The 20,203-nt window shown below is 32.7% G+C and carries 22 protein-coding genes and 2 pseudogenes; 2 read left to right on the top strand and 22 right to left on the bottom strand.

Annotation, left to right across the window (positions count from 1 at the left end; all coding sequences use genetic code 11):
- Positions 1 to 185 precede the first annotated feature (185 nt).
- A pseudogene (locus QLQ94_RS11155) lies at positions 186 to 1,279 on the top strand (YifB family Mg chelatase-like AAA ATPase).
- Between the two features lie 355 nt (positions 1,280 to 1,634).
- Here QLQ94_RS11155 and QLQ94_RS11160 read toward each other — a convergent pair.
- The 12 genes and pseudogenes from QLQ94_RS11160 to QLQ94_RS11215 form a co-directional block, all read right to left on the bottom strand.
- Positions 1,635 to 1,856: a hypothetical protein gene (locus QLQ94_RS11160; RefSeq protein ID WP_271335472.1), complete on the bottom strand. Its 222-nt coding sequence runs from the start codon at positions 1,854 to 1,856 to the stop codon at positions 1,635 to 1,637.
- 32 nt (positions 1,857 to 1,888) lie between these two features.
- Complete coding sequence (locus QLQ94_RS11165) at positions 1,889 to 2,575, bottom strand: GNAT family N-acetyltransferase (protein WP_271335471.1); 687 nt, start codon at positions 2,573 to 2,575, stop codon at positions 1,889 to 1,891.
- A 38-nt stretch (positions 2,576 to 2,613) separates the two neighbouring features.
- Positions 2,614 to 3,483, bottom strand: coding sequence for an alpha/beta hydrolase (locus QLQ94_RS11170; RefSeq protein WP_271335470.1), 870 nt, complete (start codon positions 3,481 to 3,483; stop codon positions 2,614 to 2,616).
- 184 nt (positions 3,484 to 3,667) lie between these two features.
- Positions 3,668 to 4,897, bottom strand: a complete 1,230-nt coding sequence (locus tag QLQ94_RS11175) for a tRNA modification GTPase (RefSeq protein ID WP_427401894.1) — start codon at positions 4,895 to 4,897, stop codon at positions 3,668 to 3,670.
- Between the two features lie 117 nt (positions 4,898 to 5,014).
- A pseudogene (locus tag QLQ94_RS11180) lies at positions 5,015 to 5,536 on the bottom strand (SRPBCC family protein).
- Between the two features lie 29 nt (positions 5,537 to 5,565).
- On the bottom strand, positions 5,566 to 6,066 hold the full coding sequence (locus QLQ94_RS11185) for an SRPBCC family protein (RefSeq protein WP_271335467.1): 501 nt from the start codon (positions 6,064 to 6,066) through the stop codon (positions 5,566 to 5,568).
- Positions 6,056 to 6,382 carry an ArsR/SmtB family transcription factor gene (locus tag QLQ94_RS11190; protein WP_271335466.1) on the bottom strand — a complete coding sequence of 109 codons (327 nt, stop codon included), beginning with the start codon at positions 6,380 to 6,382 and terminating at the stop codon, positions 6,056 to 6,058. The genes QLQ94_RS11185 and QLQ94_RS11190 overlap by 11 nt, the downstream gene beginning before the upstream one ends.
- Positions 6,383 to 6,545: 163 nt before the next feature.
- On the bottom strand, positions 6,546 to 7,256 hold the full coding sequence (locus QLQ94_RS11195) for a M949_RS01915 family surface polysaccharide biosynthesis protein (RefSeq protein WP_482499966.1): 711 nt from the start codon (positions 7,254 to 7,256) through the stop codon (positions 6,546 to 6,548).
- A 75-nt stretch (positions 7,257 to 7,331) separates the two neighbouring features.
- Complete coding sequence (locus QLQ94_RS11200) at positions 7,332 to 7,820, bottom strand: YegJ family protein (RefSeq protein ID WP_482499780.1); 489 nt, start codon at positions 7,818 to 7,820, stop codon at positions 7,332 to 7,334.
- 38 nt (positions 7,821 to 7,858) lie between these two features.
- Positions 7,859 to 9,046, bottom strand: coding sequence for a COG3014 family protein (locus QLQ94_RS11205; RefSeq protein ID WP_271335463.1), 1,188 nt, complete (start codon positions 9,044 to 9,046; stop codon positions 7,859 to 7,861).
- Between the two features lie 258 nt (positions 9,047 to 9,304).
- Positions 9,305 to 9,694: a VOC family protein gene (locus QLQ94_RS11210; protein ID WP_271335461.1), complete on the bottom strand. Its 390-nt coding sequence runs from the start codon at positions 9,692 to 9,694 to the stop codon at positions 9,305 to 9,307.
- A 129-nt stretch (positions 9,695 to 9,823) separates the two neighbouring features.
- Positions 9,824 to 10,381 carry a hypothetical protein gene (locus QLQ94_RS11215; RefSeq protein ID WP_427401899.1) on the bottom strand — a complete coding sequence of 186 codons (558 nt, stop codon included), beginning with the start codon at positions 10,379 to 10,381 and terminating at the stop codon, positions 9,824 to 9,826.
- A 366-nt stretch (positions 10,382 to 10,747) separates the two neighbouring features.
- Between QLQ94_RS11215 and QLQ94_RS11220 the strand changes: the two genes are divergently transcribed.
- Positions 10,748 to 11,020 carry a hypothetical protein gene (locus tag QLQ94_RS11220; RefSeq protein WP_482499783.1) on the top strand — a complete coding sequence of 91 codons (273 nt, stop codon included), beginning with the start codon at positions 10,748 to 10,750 and terminating at the stop codon, positions 11,018 to 11,020.
- Positions 11,021 to 11,138: 118 nt separating this feature from the next.
- Here the strand turns inward: QLQ94_RS11220 and QLQ94_RS11225 are convergent, their stop codons facing one another.
- The 10 genes from QLQ94_RS11225 to QLQ94_RS11270 all read right to left on the bottom strand — a co-directional run bounded on the left by QLQ94_RS11225 (position 11,139) and on the right by QLQ94_RS11270 (position 20,180).
- Positions 11,139 to 12,224 carry a DUF6688 domain-containing protein gene (locus tag QLQ94_RS11225; protein ID WP_482499785.1) on the bottom strand — a complete coding sequence of 362 codons (1,086 nt, stop codon included), beginning with the start codon at positions 12,222 to 12,224 and terminating at the stop codon, positions 11,139 to 11,141.
- Between the two features lie 37 nt (positions 12,225 to 12,261).
- A complete protein-coding gene (locus QLQ94_RS11230; RefSeq protein WP_271335457.1) occupies positions 12,262 to 12,981 on the bottom strand; it encodes a PA3715 family protein in 720 nt (239 codons plus the stop codon).
- A gap of 8 nt (positions 12,982 to 12,989) precedes the next feature.
- Entirely contained in the window at positions 12,990 to 13,709 is a 720-nt protein-coding gene (locus QLQ94_RS11235) for a hypothetical protein (RefSeq protein WP_271335456.1), read from the bottom strand.
- Between the two features lie 144 nt (positions 13,710 to 13,853).
- Complete coding sequence (locus QLQ94_RS11240; protein WP_271335455.1) at positions 13,854 to 14,642, bottom strand: hypothetical protein; 789 nt, start codon at positions 14,640 to 14,642, stop codon at positions 13,854 to 13,856.
- Between the two features lie 23 nt (positions 14,643 to 14,665).
- Positions 14,666 to 15,034: a hypothetical protein gene (locus QLQ94_RS11245; RefSeq protein ID WP_271335454.1), complete on the bottom strand. Its 369-nt coding sequence runs from the start codon at positions 15,032 to 15,034 to the stop codon at positions 14,666 to 14,668.
- A 105-nt stretch (positions 15,035 to 15,139) separates the two neighbouring features.
- Positions 15,140 to 15,430 carry an RDD family protein gene (locus QLQ94_RS11250; protein WP_271335533.1) on the bottom strand — a complete coding sequence of 97 codons (291 nt, stop codon included), beginning with the start codon at positions 15,428 to 15,430 and terminating at the stop codon, positions 15,140 to 15,142.
- A gap of 3 nt (positions 15,431 to 15,433) precedes the next feature.
- Positions 15,434 to 15,595, bottom strand: coding sequence for a hypothetical protein (locus QLQ94_RS11255; RefSeq protein WP_271335453.1), 162 nt, complete (start codon positions 15,593 to 15,595; stop codon positions 15,434 to 15,436).
- Between the two features lie 18 nt (positions 15,596 to 15,613).
- Entirely contained in the window at positions 15,614 to 16,063 is a 450-nt protein-coding gene (locus QLQ94_RS11260) for a hypothetical protein (protein WP_271335452.1), read from the bottom strand.
- Between the two features lie 623 nt (positions 16,064 to 16,686).
- Complete coding sequence (lysA, locus tag QLQ94_RS11265) at positions 16,687 to 17,910, bottom strand: diaminopimelate decarboxylase (protein WP_271335451.1); 1,224 nt, start codon at positions 17,908 to 17,910, stop codon at positions 16,687 to 16,689.
- An 815-nt stretch (positions 17,911 to 18,725) separates the two neighbouring features.
- Entirely contained in the window at positions 18,726 to 20,180 is a 1,455-nt protein-coding gene (locus QLQ94_RS11270) for a glutamate synthase subunit beta (protein WP_271335450.1), read from the bottom strand.
- Positions 20,181 to 20,203: the final 23 nt, after the last annotated feature.

The raw sequence follows: 20,203 nt of genomic DNA on the forward strand, positions 1-20,203 counted from the left end.
AAATCGATGATATTTTCGCAAGATAGGCATAAATAATGGTTTTATTGCAGTCAAAACAGGCCTTTTTGGTTTTTTCAATACTGAAGCCTTATAATATGTATTTCTAAAAGTATTTATTTGTAATAATTTGATTGTTAAATTAAATTAGTTTCATTAGATTTAAAAACATTTAATGAAAGGATCTTATGTTAGTAAAAGTTTATGGAAGTGCCGTTTTTGGAGTTGAAGCTACTACGATTACAGTAGAAGTTCATATGGATAAAGGGATTGGTTATCACTTAGTTGGATTGCCTGACAATGCAATAAAAGAAAGCAGTTACAGAATTGCTGCTGCTCTTAAAAATAACGGATATAGTTTGCCCGGCAAAAAAATAACAATCAATATGGCGCCGGCTGATTTGCGAAAAGAAGGTTCTGCCTACGATTTACCTCTGGCAATGGGAATTTTAGTTGCCTCTGATCAAATAAAAGCACCAGAAATTGCACAATATGTCTCTAGCGTATATTGCAACTTTTCCCATTTCTTTTGTTTAATTATATAGGTCAAATATATACCACACATTTTACATACGCAACAAATGGAGCGCTTGTTGGTGGAGGAAGTTATCCGCAGCCCGGCGAAATTTTGATGGCGCACAATGGTGTTTTGTTTTTAGACGAATTACCGGAATTCAAACGTGATGTTTTAGAAGTAATGCGCCAGCCACTTGAAGATCGTGAGGTCACAATTTCGCGTGCTAAATTTACCGTGACTTATCCTTCTTCGTTTATGTTGGTAGCAAGTATGAACCCAAGTCCCAGTGGTTTTTTTAATGATCCCAATATGCCAAATACCTCATCTCCGCACGAAATGCAGCGTTATCTGAGTAAGATTTCCGGACCTTTATTAGATAGAATCGATATTCATATAGAGGTAACTCCTGTTCCTTTTGAAAAATTAGCCGATGATCGAAAATCCGAAAGCAGTGTCGAAATCAGAAAGCGGGTTACAGCAGCGCGCGAAATTCAAACCAAGCGATTCGAAGCAATGGAAAACATACATTATAATGCCCAAATGAGCAGTAAACTAATTCGGGAATATTGTGCTCTTGACGACCAGTCAAAAGAATTATTAAAAACTGCTATGGAACGATTGAATCTTTCTGCCCGTGCCTACGATAGAATCCTCAAAGTGGCGAGAACAATAGCAGATCTTGATGCCACGGCAATTGTAATTTCGCAACACATTGCCGAAGCCATTCAATATAGAAGTCTGGATCGTGATGGCTGGTTGGGGTAATATAGATTTCAGATTTTGAATTGTTGGATTTTGAACCCTCAGTAGCAGAAAATCAATTTTCATAAAACCTCCAGTCTCGTTGTACACTATATCTTTTTCTGTCTAAAGAAGCCAGAAAAAGGATGTCGTTTCCATCGGGGCTAAGTGAGAGGTTTATTTTTTATAAGAATAAAAAGTTACATCTTTAATATAAGATGCGAAACCATTTAAGCTATTCCGTAACCTTTTTGTATTCAAAAGTTCCTATTTGCGGAGTTGTAATGATACGTTTGTTGGCATAAAAATAGTCTATTGAAAACTTTACGGGCATCATAGCCAGAGTAATAGTAAGCTCAGAATTATCTTTAGATAATTTCTATTTTGCTTTATGTGATTCATCGCCAACAATACTTTCAAAATCTCCATTTTCTTTGAAAACCTGGAAAACCTGATCCGTTTTATAATAGTCTTTTATATCTTTTTCCTTGCCTTTCTTTACCCACTTTACCAATTGCCATTTACCAATAAGTTCTTTAGAGGTTTGAGCATTTACAGAGAAACCAACTAAACAAATGAAGATTAAAAATATTTTTTTCATAATGATAATGATATTAGTACTGTAAAGTAAATTTACTGATTTTTAGAAATATTCCAAAAACTCATTTTTCTTCTCGTCACAAAACCTAGTTTTTTGTATAAAGCTATTGCTCCAATATTACTTTCAACTACATGAAGGTAAGGCGTTTTATTCTCATTAAAAATTCTATTCACAACATGTGCAATCAATTGTTTTGCATAACCTTTTCCGGTGTGGTCAGGATAAGTAATAATAGCGCTTACTTCTGTAAAGTCGTTCATTTTCATTCGTTCACCAGTAATAGCTATTAATTGATTGTCTTTGAAAATCCCATAATAATTGCCTAATTCAGCTGTTTTATTTTTGAAATATCCTGGCTGAACCAGGTTAACCAATTGAACTAATTCGTCATTGTATTCTTCAGTAATTTTTACAATCTCAGTAGTTATGGGCAGCTCTATTTTGTTGTAAATAATCATTTGAAGACAGACTAACTCTTTCGCAATTTTTAGAGAGTCACTGATTTTAGGTTTTTCTCCAACAATAAAGAAACTTTCTGCCAGTGCTGAATATTGATTAGCTGCTTCTAAAGTGCTTTCCGGATTTACAAAACCTCCAAACGGGCAATGATCAGGACTGTAAAATTTAGTTGAATTATAATCAATTGCAAATGTTGCATGACTTTCAGACAAGGAATACCAAACGGGATTGTCTAATTTGTTTTCTTCTGTATTTTTCATTTCTGTAAAATTTGGTTTTCATTTCAAAATATTCGTTTCTATTCTTTTGTCTGCGGATAAAAGAATTTAAATGAATTTGAAGCAGCGGGATGCAAAATAGTAGCATGATTCTCCTGTGGGAAATAATCAAAGTACACTTTTATGTTTTTACTTTTAGTAGCTTTAATTTTTTCAGCCAGTAGATTAGCATCTACTTCCATCACTCTCGGGATTTCTGTTGGTGTAAGTCCTTCTTTACCAACAGCGATATAAATATCAGTTTGCTGATTAAAATTTTCCTGAAAAATTGTGCTTTCCTGGTTTAATAAAGAACCATTATCCCACCAGATACTAGGACTCACAATAACATATTTATTAAAAAGAGTTGGTTTCTTTAATAAAATTTCCGTTTCTAATAATCCGCCTAATGATTGGCCAATAATAGTTTTAGAATGGGTTGTTTTGTATTTTTTGTCAATAAACGGCTGTAATTCTTTTTCGATAAAAGCAATAAATTTATCCGAATGTCCTGAAGTAGCAAAACGCTTTTTATCTTTTTCGATATTCGTTGGATAAGTAAAATCTCTTCTTCTGTCTACAGTTGCAATTCCCACAACAATTGATTTTGGAACCTGATTGATCCATTCAAAACTATTGAACTGTACTAATCCTGCAATATGTATAAAGTCTTCGTCAGCCGAGCCATCCAATAAATAAATTACAGGATATTTTGTTGTGTGTTCTGCTTTATAACCTTCGGGAAGATAAATGTTCAGGATTCTTTTTTCGCCCAGTTCTTTCGATTGTATTTCGTCTATAACGCCTAAAACAAAAGGTTTGCTGGTATCTGTAGATTTAGATTTGGTAGTTTGACTAAAAAGTAATGTTGAGGTGAAAAGGAAAAAGGCAAGGGAAATAATTTTGTTCATTGGGTGGTATTTAAATCGTTCAGAATTTTGAACTTTTTATGAGAGTATTCGTGGACTAAAATACAAATTTAAGACATTCTAAATTTTTACAAACATCAAATTGAAATTTTAAAACAAGTTATAAAACAAATCCCTATCATTAATTAATGATAGGGATTTGTGAAGTTTAAAGGCATGAAATGTTTTAAAAAAAGGAATATCCCAATATTAAGGATGCTGTTGAATAAGAAGAATCCAGGAATAGATAATTTTTTAGAATAGTTCTGTTTATTAAGTATCTGAATTCTATGCTGTATTTGTCGTGGAGTTTTCCTCCAATTCCTAAAGCGAAAGTACTACCGGATTTAATATCAAGAGAATTTATTATCGACCCATCTTTTCGCGAAAATTCGATTTTTGAATTTGAGCCAAAATCAATGAGATAAGATGCATTTATAAATATTTTAGAATCATTTTTAAGAAAAAAGTAATGTCTGACACCTATTGGTAATTCAACAGACTTGTAATCAACTTTTGCGGTAATTTCTCCACCTACTAAAGAAGTAGTTTCGTTTGTTTTTTCTGCTTTATAAAATTGATAAGTAGGCTCTACGGTTAATGACCATTTATTTCTATTGAATGGCAAAATAAACTCTGCTTCAACGCCCAAACTTAAACTTGATTTAGAATCAAATTCAAAATTATAAAGATCTGTATTTGAATTGCTGATAGATAATGAACTATTGTTTAATCTTGGTCTAACTGTTAAATTAAATAAATCTTTTTTTTCTTTTTTCTCAAATTCGGTAAAATTTGTATCACTGCATTTATTATATTTTATAAAAAATTTGAGCAAGGCACGGCGATCGTAGCTCAAATTTTCATAATCTCTTTGAAGTATATTATCGCACTTCAGGTCAATAAAAAGTTGTTCTCTGAAATAATTATTTTTGGCAATAGAAGAATTTCCGTTTATAAGATAAGGTTTGTAGACCAATTGTTTTATTTCTGCATCATTAACTTTATAAAAGAAACGAGTTAAGCTTCCTTCGTCATACATATAAAGAGATGCTTTTCCTTCAATAAGTACTTTTAGCAATAAAGTCTCTTCCTTAAAAACCGGATCTTTATCCGTACTCATATTTTCTATGAATTTTGAAGATCGGTCTATTTTTAATGAAGTTCTAATGTATTTACTTTCGCCTGAGATTGCAAATTCTTTTATAGTCTTAATATCCGCAATAATGATGTCTTGACTTTCAGGTAGTTTGTATTTGAAACTAGTTGGTATGTTTTTCCAGTCTAAATTTTCAATTAGGCAATCTGTTTTTTTATTATTTTGATCAATGAAATATCCATTTTCGTAAGTTATTTGCGAATAAGAATTTATACTAAGAACAAGGGTAAGAACAAGGAATAGAATTTGTTTTTTCATTAAGATTTGGGATTGTAATTATAGCTTAAAGCCCAAAAGTAATAGGTAAAAATTTGTTTTCATTACGGGAAACCGTAAAAATTGTTTTAATTTATGCAAAAAGGACACACAAGAAATTTACGCATCTTTTTTATTTTTAGATGAATTTGAAGTAAAAACAGCATCCAAGCCTTCCAGGGCAATTGTAAAGCCTTCTTTGAATCCCATTTTGATTATTTTTTCCAGATCAGAAAGATTTTCATGCTTAATAGCGATGTCAACAATAGTGCTGTCTCCTTGTTCTGCAAAACTCACATTCCAGTCAGAGCGTGGAAAAGCTGCATTCAAATTTCCTTCGCTGTCAGAAAAAGCATCCAGATATTTAAAATTAGTCTTTGGAGTTATAGAAGTAAAATCGGCTACAGCGCAATGTTCTTCTCCAGCAGGACCAACCATGGCATAAAGTCTTTGTCCGCCTTCCTTAAATTCCATACGTTTTGTTTTAGATTTCCATGGGGCAGGTGCCCACCATTAATCTAAAATTTCAGGTTCTGTCCATGCTGACCAAACATTGGCAAGAGATGCATTGAACTCACGTTTTACATTTACCGTACTTGTTTCTTTGTCTACAGTAAAATTCATTAAGAGATTAGATTTCATTTTCTTAAAATTTTAAATTCATTACTATTTTACTTTTGTACTTCAAGGATTTTATCCAACGTTTCCATAGTGCTTGTAAATCCTTCTTTAAAGCCCATTTCAATTATTTTTTCTAAATCAGATAAGCTATCTCGTTTAATTTCAATAGCAACAATTACGGAATTTCCTTGTTCGGAAAAATTGACATTCCAATAAGAACTTCCAAAAGTTGAATCAGGATTGCCTTCAGCATCACAAAAAGTAGCAGAATATTTAAAATTGGTTTTTGGAGAAATCGAGGTATAATCAATAAGTCCCCATCGTTCCTGATTTTCAGGACCAACCATGGCATACAATCTTTGTCCGCCTGCTCTAAATTCCATGCGTTTTGTTTTAGATGTAAATGGGGCAGGAGCCCACCATTGATCTAAAATTTCAGCTTCTGTCCATGCTGACCAAACATTGGCAAGCGATGCGTTGAACTCACGTTTTATATTCACCGTTATAGTTTCCTTGTTTACGGAAAAATTCATTAAGAGATTAGATTTCATTTTCTTTAGATTTTAGGTTCATTAACACATGATCAAGTTGACTGAATCGGTTTTCCCAAATTTCCTTAAACTGTTCCAGCCATTTGTCAACTTCTTTCATTTTGTCAATTTTAAGTTGATAATAGATTTCTCTGCCTATTTTTTTTTCGTCTAATAAGTCGCATTCGTTGAGAATTTTAATATGTTTCGAAACGGCTTGTCTCGTTGTATTAAACTGCTCTGCAATTGCATTTGGGGTTAAAGCAGTAGTAGCCACTAATACTAAGATGGCCCGACGGGTTGGGTCGGCAATAGCCTGAAATATATCTCGTTTCATTTTTGATTTATTTAAATACGCAACTAATCAGTTGCAAATATACATAACATTTTGATTAGTAGTATGTTTTTTTTATTTTATGATTTTCTGTAAAAAAAAAATAGAGACATACAATTTTGTACATCTCTATTAAAATAAGGTCAGGGTTTATGTTCACCGCCTATTAATTGTCCCAATTTTCTATTATGTTTTTATTCCACAAGTCTTCGGCAAACTGTCTAAAGACTTTTGGAGCTTTCTTAAAATTGTCATCAAATTTAAATTCACCGCCTTCAAATAATCTTTTTCCGTTATCATCAGTTCCAAATTCAACTTTGTTGCGTCCTCGCATAGCATATTTCTGGTTGCCTTCGTACATAATAATCTTCATATCGCACGGGCTTACATCTCCATGACAAACCGTTTTATACATTAGCCATATTTCAGCGATACCATTTTTATCTAAGTCTGTAATTTTAAAAGTATTTTTGACAAAAGCCGCTATAATATCTACCGGACAATCGGCAATAAAATCCTTTACTCTCCAGGTTTGTTTCGCTTCGTTATTCGATATTATAAAATGGTAGGCATATAACTCAGCATCACTGCTGTCTTCAAATTCGTGTCCCTGTTTTTCATTTTTGTAAATACCCGTTTCAGTTGTGATTACAATATTATCTCCTGAATTATCTTTCCAGCGAACAGCCTTTTTAATAAAACCTTCGTATTTTATTGAACGGGGAAATTGTGTCGAATCAATTTTTGTTACAACTAAAGGTTGATTTTTTGAAACGTTTAGCGTTGTATTATCAGATGTTTTTGGCTGTTCTTTTTTCTCCTCTTTACAACCTGAAAATGCTATAATAAGTATTAATAAAATTGCAATTTTTCTCATGTGTTCATTCATCAACATTTTTTTAAAGGATATAGGATTTTGATACAATACGCTTAAAATGTAATATGTTTTTGCTTATTCTATTTGCATACCGCTTTCGGCATCAAATTGTTTTCTTTCGCTTTCAGACATTTTGTTTCTTAGTACTTTTATCGTGTAACCGCCAAACAGTTTTCCGTTTTCAATATACATCCAGTCGCTAATGTTTTTACTGTCGACGTTTATGGTATCCCCAATTTTATAATCTGTAATATATTCAGGTTCATTATCTAAAATTCCGGAATATTTGCCATCTTTAAACTCAACATTAGTTAACCAGATATGCTCAGCATCGGTTTCATTTTGAAATTTAACTTTCAAAGATTTAACTTCAATTTCCGAATTAAGTAAAGCAGTATTAAAATCTGCTAAGGTTTGGTTCGCTTTTTCTATTGCTTCATTCATATCTGTATCACTGCCTTTAACATTGTAGATATCCGGCTGGTCTTTTCTTTCGACCTTATCAGAATTTTTACAGCTGATAAAACAAAACAGAATTAAAGTAATCAGGATTTTGGTTTTCATTTTTTGATTGTATTAAATTGTTTTTTTGGTCAGAAATTTTATCCTCTGAATTTATTTCTGACAATAATATCTTTAAGTCTCGCTTTTAGATCTTCGCCGGTATCATAAACCATTTGATCATTATTAGGGAAAGGCACAGCACGTTTATTAAAATAATTCATATAATTATCCTCACAAGCACTTCTGTCGCCTTTATACGTAGAGTAAACATTTTCGAAAATAAATTCGCTCGTGACCGGAAATGATTGTAACAGCGCATTTGTGCGAACATCAACATAATCTACTTTTGCCGTTATCTGGCAGGATTTAAACTGTCTGAATTCGTAGATATTTGCTCTAAGCCATCTGTAGTTGTCGACCTTTATCTCTTTGCCCAGACTATCTTTTACAGGTCTTCCGCGGCTGTCAAGAAGAGTTTTTATACCATCTTTGACTTGTCTTTCTTTAATGAATTCTTTCTCCTTGATTTGCTCCGGCGAAATATTAATTTGTCTAAAGTTGATTATCAGGCTATAATCGTAAGTAATATTTTTTTGTCTGGCACTATGATAAACCGTCCATTTATCATTTAAACCGTAAGTTTTAAAATCCAGTAAATCATCCTGAAGCATTTTTGGGATCACCATATTAGTTTCGTTTGTGGCATATACATCAACGAAATCAGTTCCTTTGAACTGGGCGTCATCCATCATTTTTTTCGTGTTCTTGTAGCCCGGACTAAGACTTTCAAGATAGAAAAGATCATCATATGCGAGTCTGAAATCCAGTTTGTTTTTTGATTTTAAAAGAACAGAAGCTTTGTCATATAAATATTTCGTAAGCGCAATTTTACTGCTCACAATCTGATCTGAATAATTATCAAATGCAAAAGAAGCATTTTTTCCCTGTTTCAATAAAGGCAACGGCAATAACGGTCTTATTTTTTCCTGACGGTTATTCAACTGCAAATAAGTATTATAAACACGTTCAGAATTTGTTGGTGTAGCTTCTTTAATCATCAAATCGAGATCACGCAAATCCCTGTCCTTTGCTTTTGCAAAAGCTTCTTCCAGCAAATAGACATAATCTTGTTTTCCTTTAGCGTCTTTTTTGGTTCTCAATGCCTCGACAGCACGGTCTATGGCACCATCATAATTACCATCGCTTAGCAATGATTGCGTGGTTTTTACGCCACATGACGAAAGGGCTAAAAATAATATGGAGAATAGTAATCCGAATTTTTTCATTCTAAAGGCGATTGATTTTAAAGGTGTAAATATATCGGTTTTTAGATGAATTCAAATAGTGTAAATTTTAAATTTCAGGAGCAGGAATTTTAGTTCACAAAAGGAACAATTGTCCCGCTTTCGCCTTTATCGCTTGGTACCGATAATTATCGGGAATTCGAGGATACGGGCTCTATTGGGGCTAGATTAGAATTTTAGTTTTTTATAAGGGTTGAGACGCAATAGGATGCGCCTTTATGTATTTACCTGAAGATCCTTTTATTTAGGCCAGAACAAAATATTAAATTTGTGTCCATCCGGATCAGAGAATCCAAAGAAATATCCTTTTTCAATACTTTGAGGTTCAGCGAAAATCTTTCCACCTGCATTTTTAACATTCAGTAACCATTGATGTACTTCGTCTACGCTTTCGGCCGAAAGAGAGAAAATAACTTCATTACCCACTTTTAAGTCGGCAGCTTCACTACTAATAGCCCACTTAAACTTTTCTTTTATAAAAAAATGAATTATAAAATCATCCTGTCCAAAAGTAAAACTGGTCAATTCTGTATTGGTACCATTGGGTTTAAAACCTAGTTCGCTGTAGAATTTGGTTGTTCGCGCCAGATCTTCTACACCCAAATTGGCCCATATTTTTTTAGTTTTCATAATAAAGATTTAAAAAATTAGAACTTAGTTTCGACCATTAAATAATAATCGAACAATAAATTTATGAATTTTTAAATTAATAATTATAGAAACGTTGATATACAGCGGTTTGTCTAACGTGTGATAAAATTATTCCCGCTGAATCCATTCGTATTTGTTGTTTTTTAGGTAAATGATACCACCTCCGCAGCTTTCTTCGGCGTGAATAAATATACCGTCATTGGGAAGTTTGATTTTATCTTCGTCCTTTATTTCTTCATCGCCCATTATTTCGCCTTCGTCACTTATGTTATTCCAGTAAACTTCATTTTTTGGCGCTTTTTCGAAAATTCCCACCCAGTCAATTTCGTCAAAACCTTGTTTCAAAACAGTATTTCCCATTCCCAGATAGTCGGTTCGTTTTCCGTTACCGAATATGATCCTTAGACCACTTTTGTTATTATTGGTACTTCTGACAATTTCGACAGTTTCATTTTTCCCGTCGCCATCTAAATCACATAGAATTTTGTTTTTTTTATGTTTGGCCGAAATTACAATAGTATCTGAACTGTTTTTTACAATTTCTTTTTCCTCAGGTATTTGCACAGTATCTTGCACAGAAACTTGTATTTTTTCGGTTTCTGTTTTTTGATCTTTTTTACAGGAAATAAGTATTAAGGCAGATAGAATTAGAATTGTGGTTTTCATGATTTATAAAAAAGGGTTAAAGTATTAATTAATAATTTCGTTAGCAATTTTGAAAACTTTATTGTCGAGATTTGACTCAGCTAATTTCAAAACACAAATATAATTGTTCAGACAAAGATTGTTATTTTATTTATTTTTTTTTACAGATCTTACAATTAAAGTATAAATCGTCAAAATCTGAAAAGTAATAAAAATTTTAAATTTGTAAATTTTTATTTACAAAATATTATAATAGCAATATCTTTGCTAATCGATATTGTTTTCAATTCTGACCTAAGAAAAGAAAAAAACAGACGAACAATCAATTAAAAACTTAACCATAGTACAATCTAATGGATTTAAATACAGTAACAAAAAAAAGTGGAAATGGTTTCTGATCAGTACGAGAAAAACTGCAATATAAAAAGGGACGCCGATTGGTATATTTTGAAATTGCAGGAAGAAATAGGAGAGTTGACCCAAAATTATCTTTCGTATACAGGGAGAGGAAGAAGCAGAAATCTGACACAAGAAGAATTAAAAAAGAACATTGCGAATGAAGTCGCTGATGTGCTTGGGCAAATTTTATTATTTGCCAATTATCACAATATTGATGTAGAGAAGGCTATGGAAGATAAATGGTTTTCGTACCTGAAATAGATTTATATTAGAGTTTTATTGATTGTAGAGATGCACAACAACTCGACTGAATTACAGCAAAAAATGCACAAAGATCAAAAGTGATATTTGTGCATTTTTTCTTTTTTGCATATGCTGATTAGATTTGATATTGTTTATTGATTTTTTCCTCCGGTTTTTCGCAAAACAAATACAAGCAAAGTAAAAACGCCCATTCTATTGGTTTCATTACTAAATAGGTAAAGCTGGATAATGGTTTAGTATTGATTTTCTGAGATAAATTATATCCGTATTTATCATAATTGGTGCGTATAAAATGATGTAATTTAGGAGAGAAATCCTGTACCATTTCTTCAAATGCATTTGCAATAAGCAATTGACGGTTTACTATTATTGTTCTGCCATTTCTTTTTCCTAATCTTAGAGGTTTTACAATTTTAGGATTTCCGGAGGCAGCAACCGTACATAAATAATGTCCTTTATGATCCAGGATTGGCGGATGCATTTGTTGCGAAAATCTCCAGGTTGTTGTGTCTGTAAAAACTTTTATCAATGAATTAGAATCCTGACCAAATAAGACTAGGATAAGCGTAATGATCAATAATAGCGGAATTATTAGAATAATACTCCACAAAGGTAAGTTGCTTTTTTGAGCGAAAAACTGGTTGATTTTATTCAAAAAATTATTGGAATATGTTTCTTCATTTGCAATCCTCATTTTGGTTTTTAGGATGCCAATGACAAGGCTTACTGCGATTATCAGACTTATAATTGGAACACCTATAAAAAAATACATATGTTCTGAATTGTCATACATATCAATACTTTCGGTATTGTGTTGTGATACTTGTAGTAAAATTACAAAAGAGAGAATACTGCCAATTACAAGAAAACTCAAGGATAAAACCTGTGTTAAGGGAGGTAATTTATTGTCTTTTAGCCAAATTAATAAAACTGAAATAATAAAGGCTATAAAATAAAAGAGTAAACTAAGAATATGCTTGCCCCCAAAAGGAATATAACATTGCCCATCGACAGGATCAATAGCGATATGGTAATCGTTGCCATGAGATTCTAACCCAACGAACATAAAAAGGAGTGAAAAAACATAGATGTTTGTTACAATCAACTCTAAAATTGAAATGTTCTTTTTAATTTTTTTTAAAATAATAACCACAATACTAACTATAGCTATAAAGGCTAATCCGGCATAAAAAAAAATCATATATAATTTTGAATTTATTCGTTTTTAGAGAGGTGTTTTATTTATACTCTTTTCCATTAAAAACTAATTTCGATGTTTCGGTTTTAATCGTATCCTTAGAGATACAATCATCTTTTGTGGGCGTACTTATTGTTTGTACAATTTTAGTTTTGACTATAATATTGCTAAAATTATTGTTTTGCACTTTGCCCATGTCGAAGGTCGAATTACTGTATTCAAATTCTCCTGCACAATTAGTATCCCATTCTCCATGAGATTGTGAAATTTTATAATTCTTCAGCACTTGCTTCAAAGATCCTTTTTCTATAATGTACAATGACAAATTGGTTTCGCTAAACGGATTAGGTTTACTGCTGGCATTAAAGTCTACTCTTACTCCAAAGGCTCTCGTAGTTTTATTAAGAAGGTACAATCCGGTATCAATCGAAATATCGGTTAATACAAAAGCATCAGATGTCCAGGCGTTGGGTTCAATAAATTTGCAGATTATTTTTCCTGTTGCATTATCGATTACCACGATATAAGCATCTAATTCAAAGTAAAAATGACCTTCATTGTCTTCTTCATTGACAATATATTTAGGGATCACCAAAACACTTTTGTCCTTGTCGTATGGTAGTATTTTTTGAGTAAAAAGATTTTGATTTATGTCACTTTCTTTTAAGTTAAGCTGTTTGAGTACAGTATCTAAATGATCAACCTGTTGTGAAAACGAAAGTTGAAAACAAAATAGTAAGGCAAGGAAACATTTTTTCATTGTTTTGCTTATTCTATATTGATTAAATTAAATTTCTTAAGCTCCGGATTAAATTCATAATTCAAAATATTGCCTTTAAAACAATCTTTTGAGTCTTCTAATAAATCAGAATCACTAATCTGTATTTTTTTTGTTCCAATGAAGTTATAATCAAATAAAATCTGATTGTCCTCAAGGAATTCCATACAGTTTTTATCGTTTTTGTCAATTAAAAATGCTGTTAAATTGTCAAATAAGCTTTTGAACGGGATGTATTTTAACTCACCATTTAAGTATTCATAGGCGTGAAGATCTTTTCCATCGCCAACAACATCATTTGTAATTACGATATAGTTATTGGTTTTTATTTTATAAATTGATAAGACCCAATATCCGTCAACAACTTGAATTTCAATTGTATTGGGTTGTGTCAGTGAAATTTTAGAAAAATGTTCTGCTGGTGTAGTTGTATAACTAAGTTTCTGTATTTGCTTTACAAATTCTATTCTCTCATTTTTATTCCATCGCCAGCTTGCCATCGTACTGTCTGGCAAAATAGTAAGAATATCAAAGAGGTTTTTATGTTCGTAGTAACTGATTTTTAGAGTATCTAACTTTTTAATGCCATCATTTTCTCTTTCTGAACTATCCTTCTCTTTTTTATTTGAAATTTTAGAATCTGACGTTTCCTCATTTTTTTTACATGAAAACAAAATCAGGACTAAAAGTGATAGCATTAATTGTTTCATTTCTAAGAGTGGGTTGGTTAGAATTTATCTCTACAAAAAGAGTATTCGCTGTCGTTCGAAAATTTTTTATTAACGAAACTTTGTTTTGCTAAAATATAAAAATAAACTTACGTCAGAACAGCTTTTAAACAGAACTTTAAATTATTATTTAATAGCTAATTTATGGTAGGAATATAACTTTTGACGATCAACTTCTTTGTAACCTTTTATATAGAAAACATGGTCTGTTTTCCAGATGATTTTTTCTATTTTAAATTCATCTGAGTGATAAGTCGCAGTCTCTGTTAGATACGTTTTTGGATTTTTTTTATCATTTATTTTTAATATTCCAATATCACAATTTTGACTTTCGTAAGCAGAGTTGTAATAATAAACTAGATATTTATTATTTACAGACGGAATTGGTAACTCTACCCTTCTATCGCCAAATGAAACAATATTGTATTCATAATCATTAGTATCATCTAATAAAAAGAGTTCTCCAAATCCCAGAGATTCAGATGTGGAGCTGTTGGTAATCGCAAACAATTTCAAGTTTGTATAATATCCTAATAAATCATAGCCGCTCCAGCTTTCTTCTCCGCCGTAATCTTTGTATTTTTTAAATTGGTGTTTTGTATGTTCAGTTTGAATATAGAAAAAATTGCCATTTTTTTCAGTTTTGACTTTTTCTAAAGAAGCAAATGATTTAAGTTGGTTAAATTCTGTTTCGGTAATAGTGTCTACAGCTAATCTCGGAAGTTTTTCGTACTTGTCAGCGTAGCCAAGATCTATTTTTTTGGTAGTATCGAGAACCGTTTTTTCTGTTTTAGAAGCTTTGTTTTCGGATGTTATTTCGGTTTTAGATGCTGTTTTTATATTTGCATCATTCTTCTTTTGCTTGATACAGGAAATAAAGGAAAGGAATATAAACGATAGAAGAATTTGCTTCATTGAAATTGATTTATAAAGCGCTTTTACTTTAATTCTAGTCTACTTTTTATCTGATATACAATTTCCCAAAACAAAATAGATAAAATAGCATTTGTAAATATTGCTGTTTTTACTAAATAAGGATCATAATTGACAAGCAGATGTAAATTTGCAAATTGTACAGCCAAAAATAAACTTAAAGCAGCAATAGCAATAGAACAAATTATATTTAGGAACAGTGTCCACTTGAGGGCGAAGAAAGTATACATCAGGTTCAGAACTGCAAAACCACAGCCTAAAGTGATATACGGATCTGTTTTTAATACTTCGCCTAACGAAAGTAAAAGTGAAGTTGTAGAAAGGTATAGAAAAAATAGAATGGAGTAAATTAGGATTCTTATTTGTGGTTTCATTTTGATGTTTTTTTTAATTTGACGAAATTACGAATTAAAAATGAAGCTGTAATTAAGGTAGATTTAAAAAACGGTTTTTGTTATTTAAATGATATAAATTCGAGTTTAAACAAAACGTTTATAAAATTGCTCACTATCTGTAGAATCAATGACAATTGTTTTCGCCCACAAATCTCCAAGTCTTTGATTGTATTTTGTGTTTTTTATCAATAATATTCCCAGTAGTCCAAAAAACCAAATGTCTAATATATCTACCAAATGTCTTTTAAAGGATTGTCCAAAAGTTAAACTTGAAGTGTTGTTATCCCGTATGGAAACAACTTTTAAATCAAATACCAGATTACCAAGAGTGCCTCCAAATTTTAATTCGAATCCAATCATATAAAAACCCCAAATTAATTATGTTGTTAATGCAGGAAATCCTTCTAGTTTGTATCCTGTTAAAGTTTTTTCTCCATAATAGACGAACATAATATATAGCATTCCAGACATTAGCGAATAGTCAATTAATCCCGCAAATATTCTTTTTCGAAGATTTGGTTTCGTAGCAATTTTTTCCATTTGTTGTGTAGTATTTAGTTATTTTAAAATCGTCTCTATTTTAGTTTCTGATTTTTCTTTAAGAACACTGTCCGGATGAAAACTCCAGATTACGAGAAATCTTCCTTTTGCAAGATATTCTTCGGGATGTTCATCTGTTGGCTGACCGTCTTTTCCCCAAAGCAAACCTTGCAGAAATCTATCCCCTTTAAAAGTGTGTTCAAATTCAAAATACATGATAGATCCACGATCGGTTTTACTTTTAAAACTTTGAATCGCTTTACTTTTTAAAGTTCCAACAATGGTGCTATAGGTTTCAATATCAGTATAAAAATTACAAGCGGCAGGAGTAACACAAATATTACCGTCGTTTGAAGTATATGTTTTAGGGATTTCTTTTGGTTTTAGTTTTAGATCAGCAATGGTTTGACTGAATATATTGGTAGTAAGTAACAGAAATAATAGCGATAGGGGAATCGTAATTTTCATGGGTTTAAGGTTTAGTTGGGCTTGCTAAAATAGTTTTTTTATTTGAGTTTTTGTAGAGAAAAAAAATATTAGCAGGTTAGCCTGCAATGTCATTAAGTTAAGAGATTTTTGAATGAGGATTAACTATTTCTGTATCAATAATTCTATCAGAATCCGCAATCTTGTCATCTCGACGAAGGAGAGATCACACAAGAAACTTGACAAAGATTGAGGATTCTGATTACGGGATATTGGATGTGATTTCTCCCTTCGGTCGAAATGACAAACTTTGGGGTTACTTTGCGCTTCAAGGGATTAAAATCCCTCGCTTCAATATGTCCCGAACCTCCGGTTCTCTAAAAAAGTTCCGGAGGAACGTATTATTTTGTAAGGCTGGACTTCAGTCCAGTCTGATAAAGTTGAGTCTGGAATATCATGATAAAAATCCTTTTTAATCCGCGTTTTTGCAAAGCAAATCCGCGTCATCTGCGTTCAGTATTGGCGATTTGCTTGGCGGGGCTTCGACTTCGCTCAGCCTGACATGCGTTTGCCAATCTAAAATATAAAAGCAGCAATCTAAAATAAAAAAATCCCGCTTCAAAATGAAACGGGATTTCTACAATTGATATTCTCTTTTTTTTATTTTAAACTGTTGCAGCAACTTCTTGTGGCAACGGAATTTGATTTTTAAGCAAATCTTCGAATGTTTCGTGTTGGCGAATTAAGATTCCTTTTCCGTCCATCCATAAAACTTCGGCTGGTTTGTATCTTGAATTGTAGTTTGATGCCATGGAGAAACAGTATGCACCGGCATTTCTGAAAGCAAGAATATCACCCTCAGTAATTTCTGAAATTCTACGGTTGTTGGCAAACGTATCAGTCTCACAAATGTATCCTACTACAGAGTAAAAACGCTCTTTTCCTTTTGGGTTAGAGATATTTTCGATATGGTGTTGTGAACCGTAAAACATAGGACGAATTAAGTGGTTGAAACCACTATCGACTCCGGCGAAAACTGTTGAAGTTGTTTGTTTTACTACGTTTACTTTTGCTAAGAAGAAACCTGCTTCGCTCACGAGGAATTTCCCTGGTTCGAAAATCAACGTTAAATCTCTACCATATTCTGTACAGAAAGAGTTGAATCTTTTTGATAATTTTTTACCTAATTCTTCAATGTCAGTTTCGATATCGTCTTTTTTGTAAGGTACTTTGAATCCGCTTCCGAAATCTAAAAATTCAAGATCTTTGAAGTGTTTTGCGGTATCAAACAAGATTTCAGCAGCATACAAGAATACTTCGATATCAAGAATATCAGATCCTGTGTGCATGTGAATACCTACGATGCTCATTTTTGTGTTCTCTACAATTCGTAATATATGCGGAATTTGGTGAACAGAGATTCCGAATTTACTATCGATATGTCCTACTGATATATTTGCATTTCCTCCCGCCATTACGTGCGGATTGATACGAATACATACCGGAATTTGTGGATATTTTGTCCCGAATTGCTCCAGAATAGATAAGTTGTCAATATTGATTTGTACACCCATTGCGGCAACTTCTTCGATCTCTTCAAGAGAAACTCCGTTTGGTGTAAAAAAGATTTTTTCAGGTTCATAGCCAGCATGAAGTCCCAATAAAACTTCTTGAATTGATACAGTATCTAAACCAGACCCCATGTTCTTTAATAACTGAAGAATCGCAACGTTTGACAATGCCTTCATGGCGTAATTAACTCTTAAGTTTTCTACCTTAGAGAAAGCTTTAGTTAACCTATTGTACTGTGATTGGATTTTTTCGGCATCATAAACATATAATGGACTTCCAAATTGGTCTGCTAACTGCAGTAAATCTTTTGCTTGCATTTTTTTAACTTATTTTAAGCAAAGTTATTACACTTTTGACTAACGACAAATTAATTGTAGAAAAATAACAAATTGTAACAAATTGTTTGTTTTTAAACAAAAAGTCGTTTATTTTAGATTTTTATAAAATTCTTTTTAGCCTCTAAGTTGCTAAGGTTCTAAGTTACTAAGTTTTTTGCATAGATTGTCGAATGCTTGCTTTTTTTTGCCACGAATTTCACGAATTTTCGCTAATTTTTATTTTGGTTGTTTTTTCAAAACTTTGCAAAACCATAGCCCGAGGTTTCAACCTTTGGAACTAAGTTTTTTGCATAGTTTGTCGAATGTTTGCTTTTTTTGCCACGAATTACACCAATTTTCGCTAATTTTTATTTTGGTTGTTTTTTCAGAACTTTTCAAAACCATGGCCCGAAGTTTTAACCTTGGGTACTAAGTTTTTCGCATAGATTGTTGAATGTTTGCTGTTTTTTGCCACGAATTACACCAATTTTCGCGAAATTTTTATTTAGGATATTTTTTCAAAATTTTTCAAAACCATAGCCCGAGGTTTCAACCTTGGGAACGCAATATATGATTACAATACGTTTTCCAAAGTTGAAACCTCGGGCTATGCATTAAGATTTTTGGGTTTTTTAAATCTTTGTTCCTTTGTTTCTCTTGGTCTTTAAACCTAAAAAGCCCTGACGTTAGTCAAGGCTTTTTGTTGTGTGTTGTTTATAAGAATAAAGACGTTATAATTTTTTTGATGTTCTAAAGATTTAAGAAAGTAAAAAACGTAGTCCCTTAGCAACTTAGTATCTCAGAACCTTAAAAAATTATAGACTTGGTAAGTCTCCGTTTCCTTTGGTTGGCAAGTTAGTAGAGCCCATTAAGAACAAATCTACTTCTCTTGCTGCTTCGCGACCTTCTGAAATAGCCCATACGATTAATGATTGTCCACGACGCATATCTCCGGCAGTGAAAATATGAGGTACATTCGTTTGATAATTTTTTGCCTGATAGTTGCTTCTCATGTCAAGTTCAATACCTAATTGCTCGCTTAAAGTTTTCTCCGGACCTGTAAATCCTAAAGCCAATAAGGCGAGATCACACGGCCAGATTTTCTCTGAACCTTCTTTTTCGATTAATTCAGGACGTTGACCAGGAGTCATTTTCCATTGAACTTCAACGGTTTTTAATCCTGTTAATTCTCCTTTGTCGTTAGAAATGAATTCTTTAGTATTTATTAACCAGTTTCTGCTGCAACCTTCTTCGTGAGATGAAGACGTTTTCAACTGCAAAGGCCAGAAAGGCCAAGGCGTAGATTCGCTTCTTCCAACCGGAGGTTTTGGCAAAATTTCAAAATTAGTTACTGATTTTGCTCCGTGTCTGTTTGATGTTCCAACGCAGTCAGATCCAGTGTCACCACCACCAATTACAATTACATCTTTTCCAGTTGCTTTAACCTGGTCCGGAATCGATTCTCCGTATAAAACTTTTGTTTGTTGAGTAAGGAAATCCATTGCCTGAACAACGCCTTTGCTTTCGATTCCTTTAGTTGGCAAACTTCTTCTTTCGGTTGCTCCACCGCATAATACGATAGAATCAAAAGCATTTAGTTCTTCTACGCTAAAGTTAACACCAACATTTACATTCGTTTTAAAAGTGATTCCTTCAGCTTCAAGAATTAAAACACGTCTGTCGATGATTCCTTTTTCTAATTTGAAATTCGGAATTCCGTAACGCAATAAACCTCCAATAGCATTGTCTCTTTCAAAAACAGTTACCGTGTGACCGGCTCTGTTTAATTGTTGAGCTGCTGCCAAACCTGCAGGACCTGAACCAATAACGGCTACGGTTTTTCCTGTTCTGGTTTTTGGTGCTTGTGGTTTGATCCATCCTTCAGCAAAACCTCTTTCGATGATGTTTTTCTCGATGTTTTCGATAGCAACCGGTTCTTTGATGATTCCTAATACACATGATTTCTCACATGGAGCAGGGCATAATCGACCTGTAAACTCCGGAAAGTTATTAGTAGACTGCAAAATATTTAATGCACTCTGCCATTCTTCCTGATGTACCATGTCGTTGAAGTCAGGAATTAAATTTCCTAACGGACAAGCACTGTGGCAAAAAGGAATACCACAATCCATACATCTTGAACCTTGTTCTTTTTTCTTATCTTCTGCTAACGGTATTGTAAATTCGCTGTAGTTCGAAACACGTTCTACAACTGCTAAATTACTTTCGTCGGCTCTGTTATATTCTTTAAATCCGCCTATTTTACCCATGACATTTTGATTAAAATTTAAAT

This window comes from Flavobacterium sp. B114r, assembly GCF_056824125.1.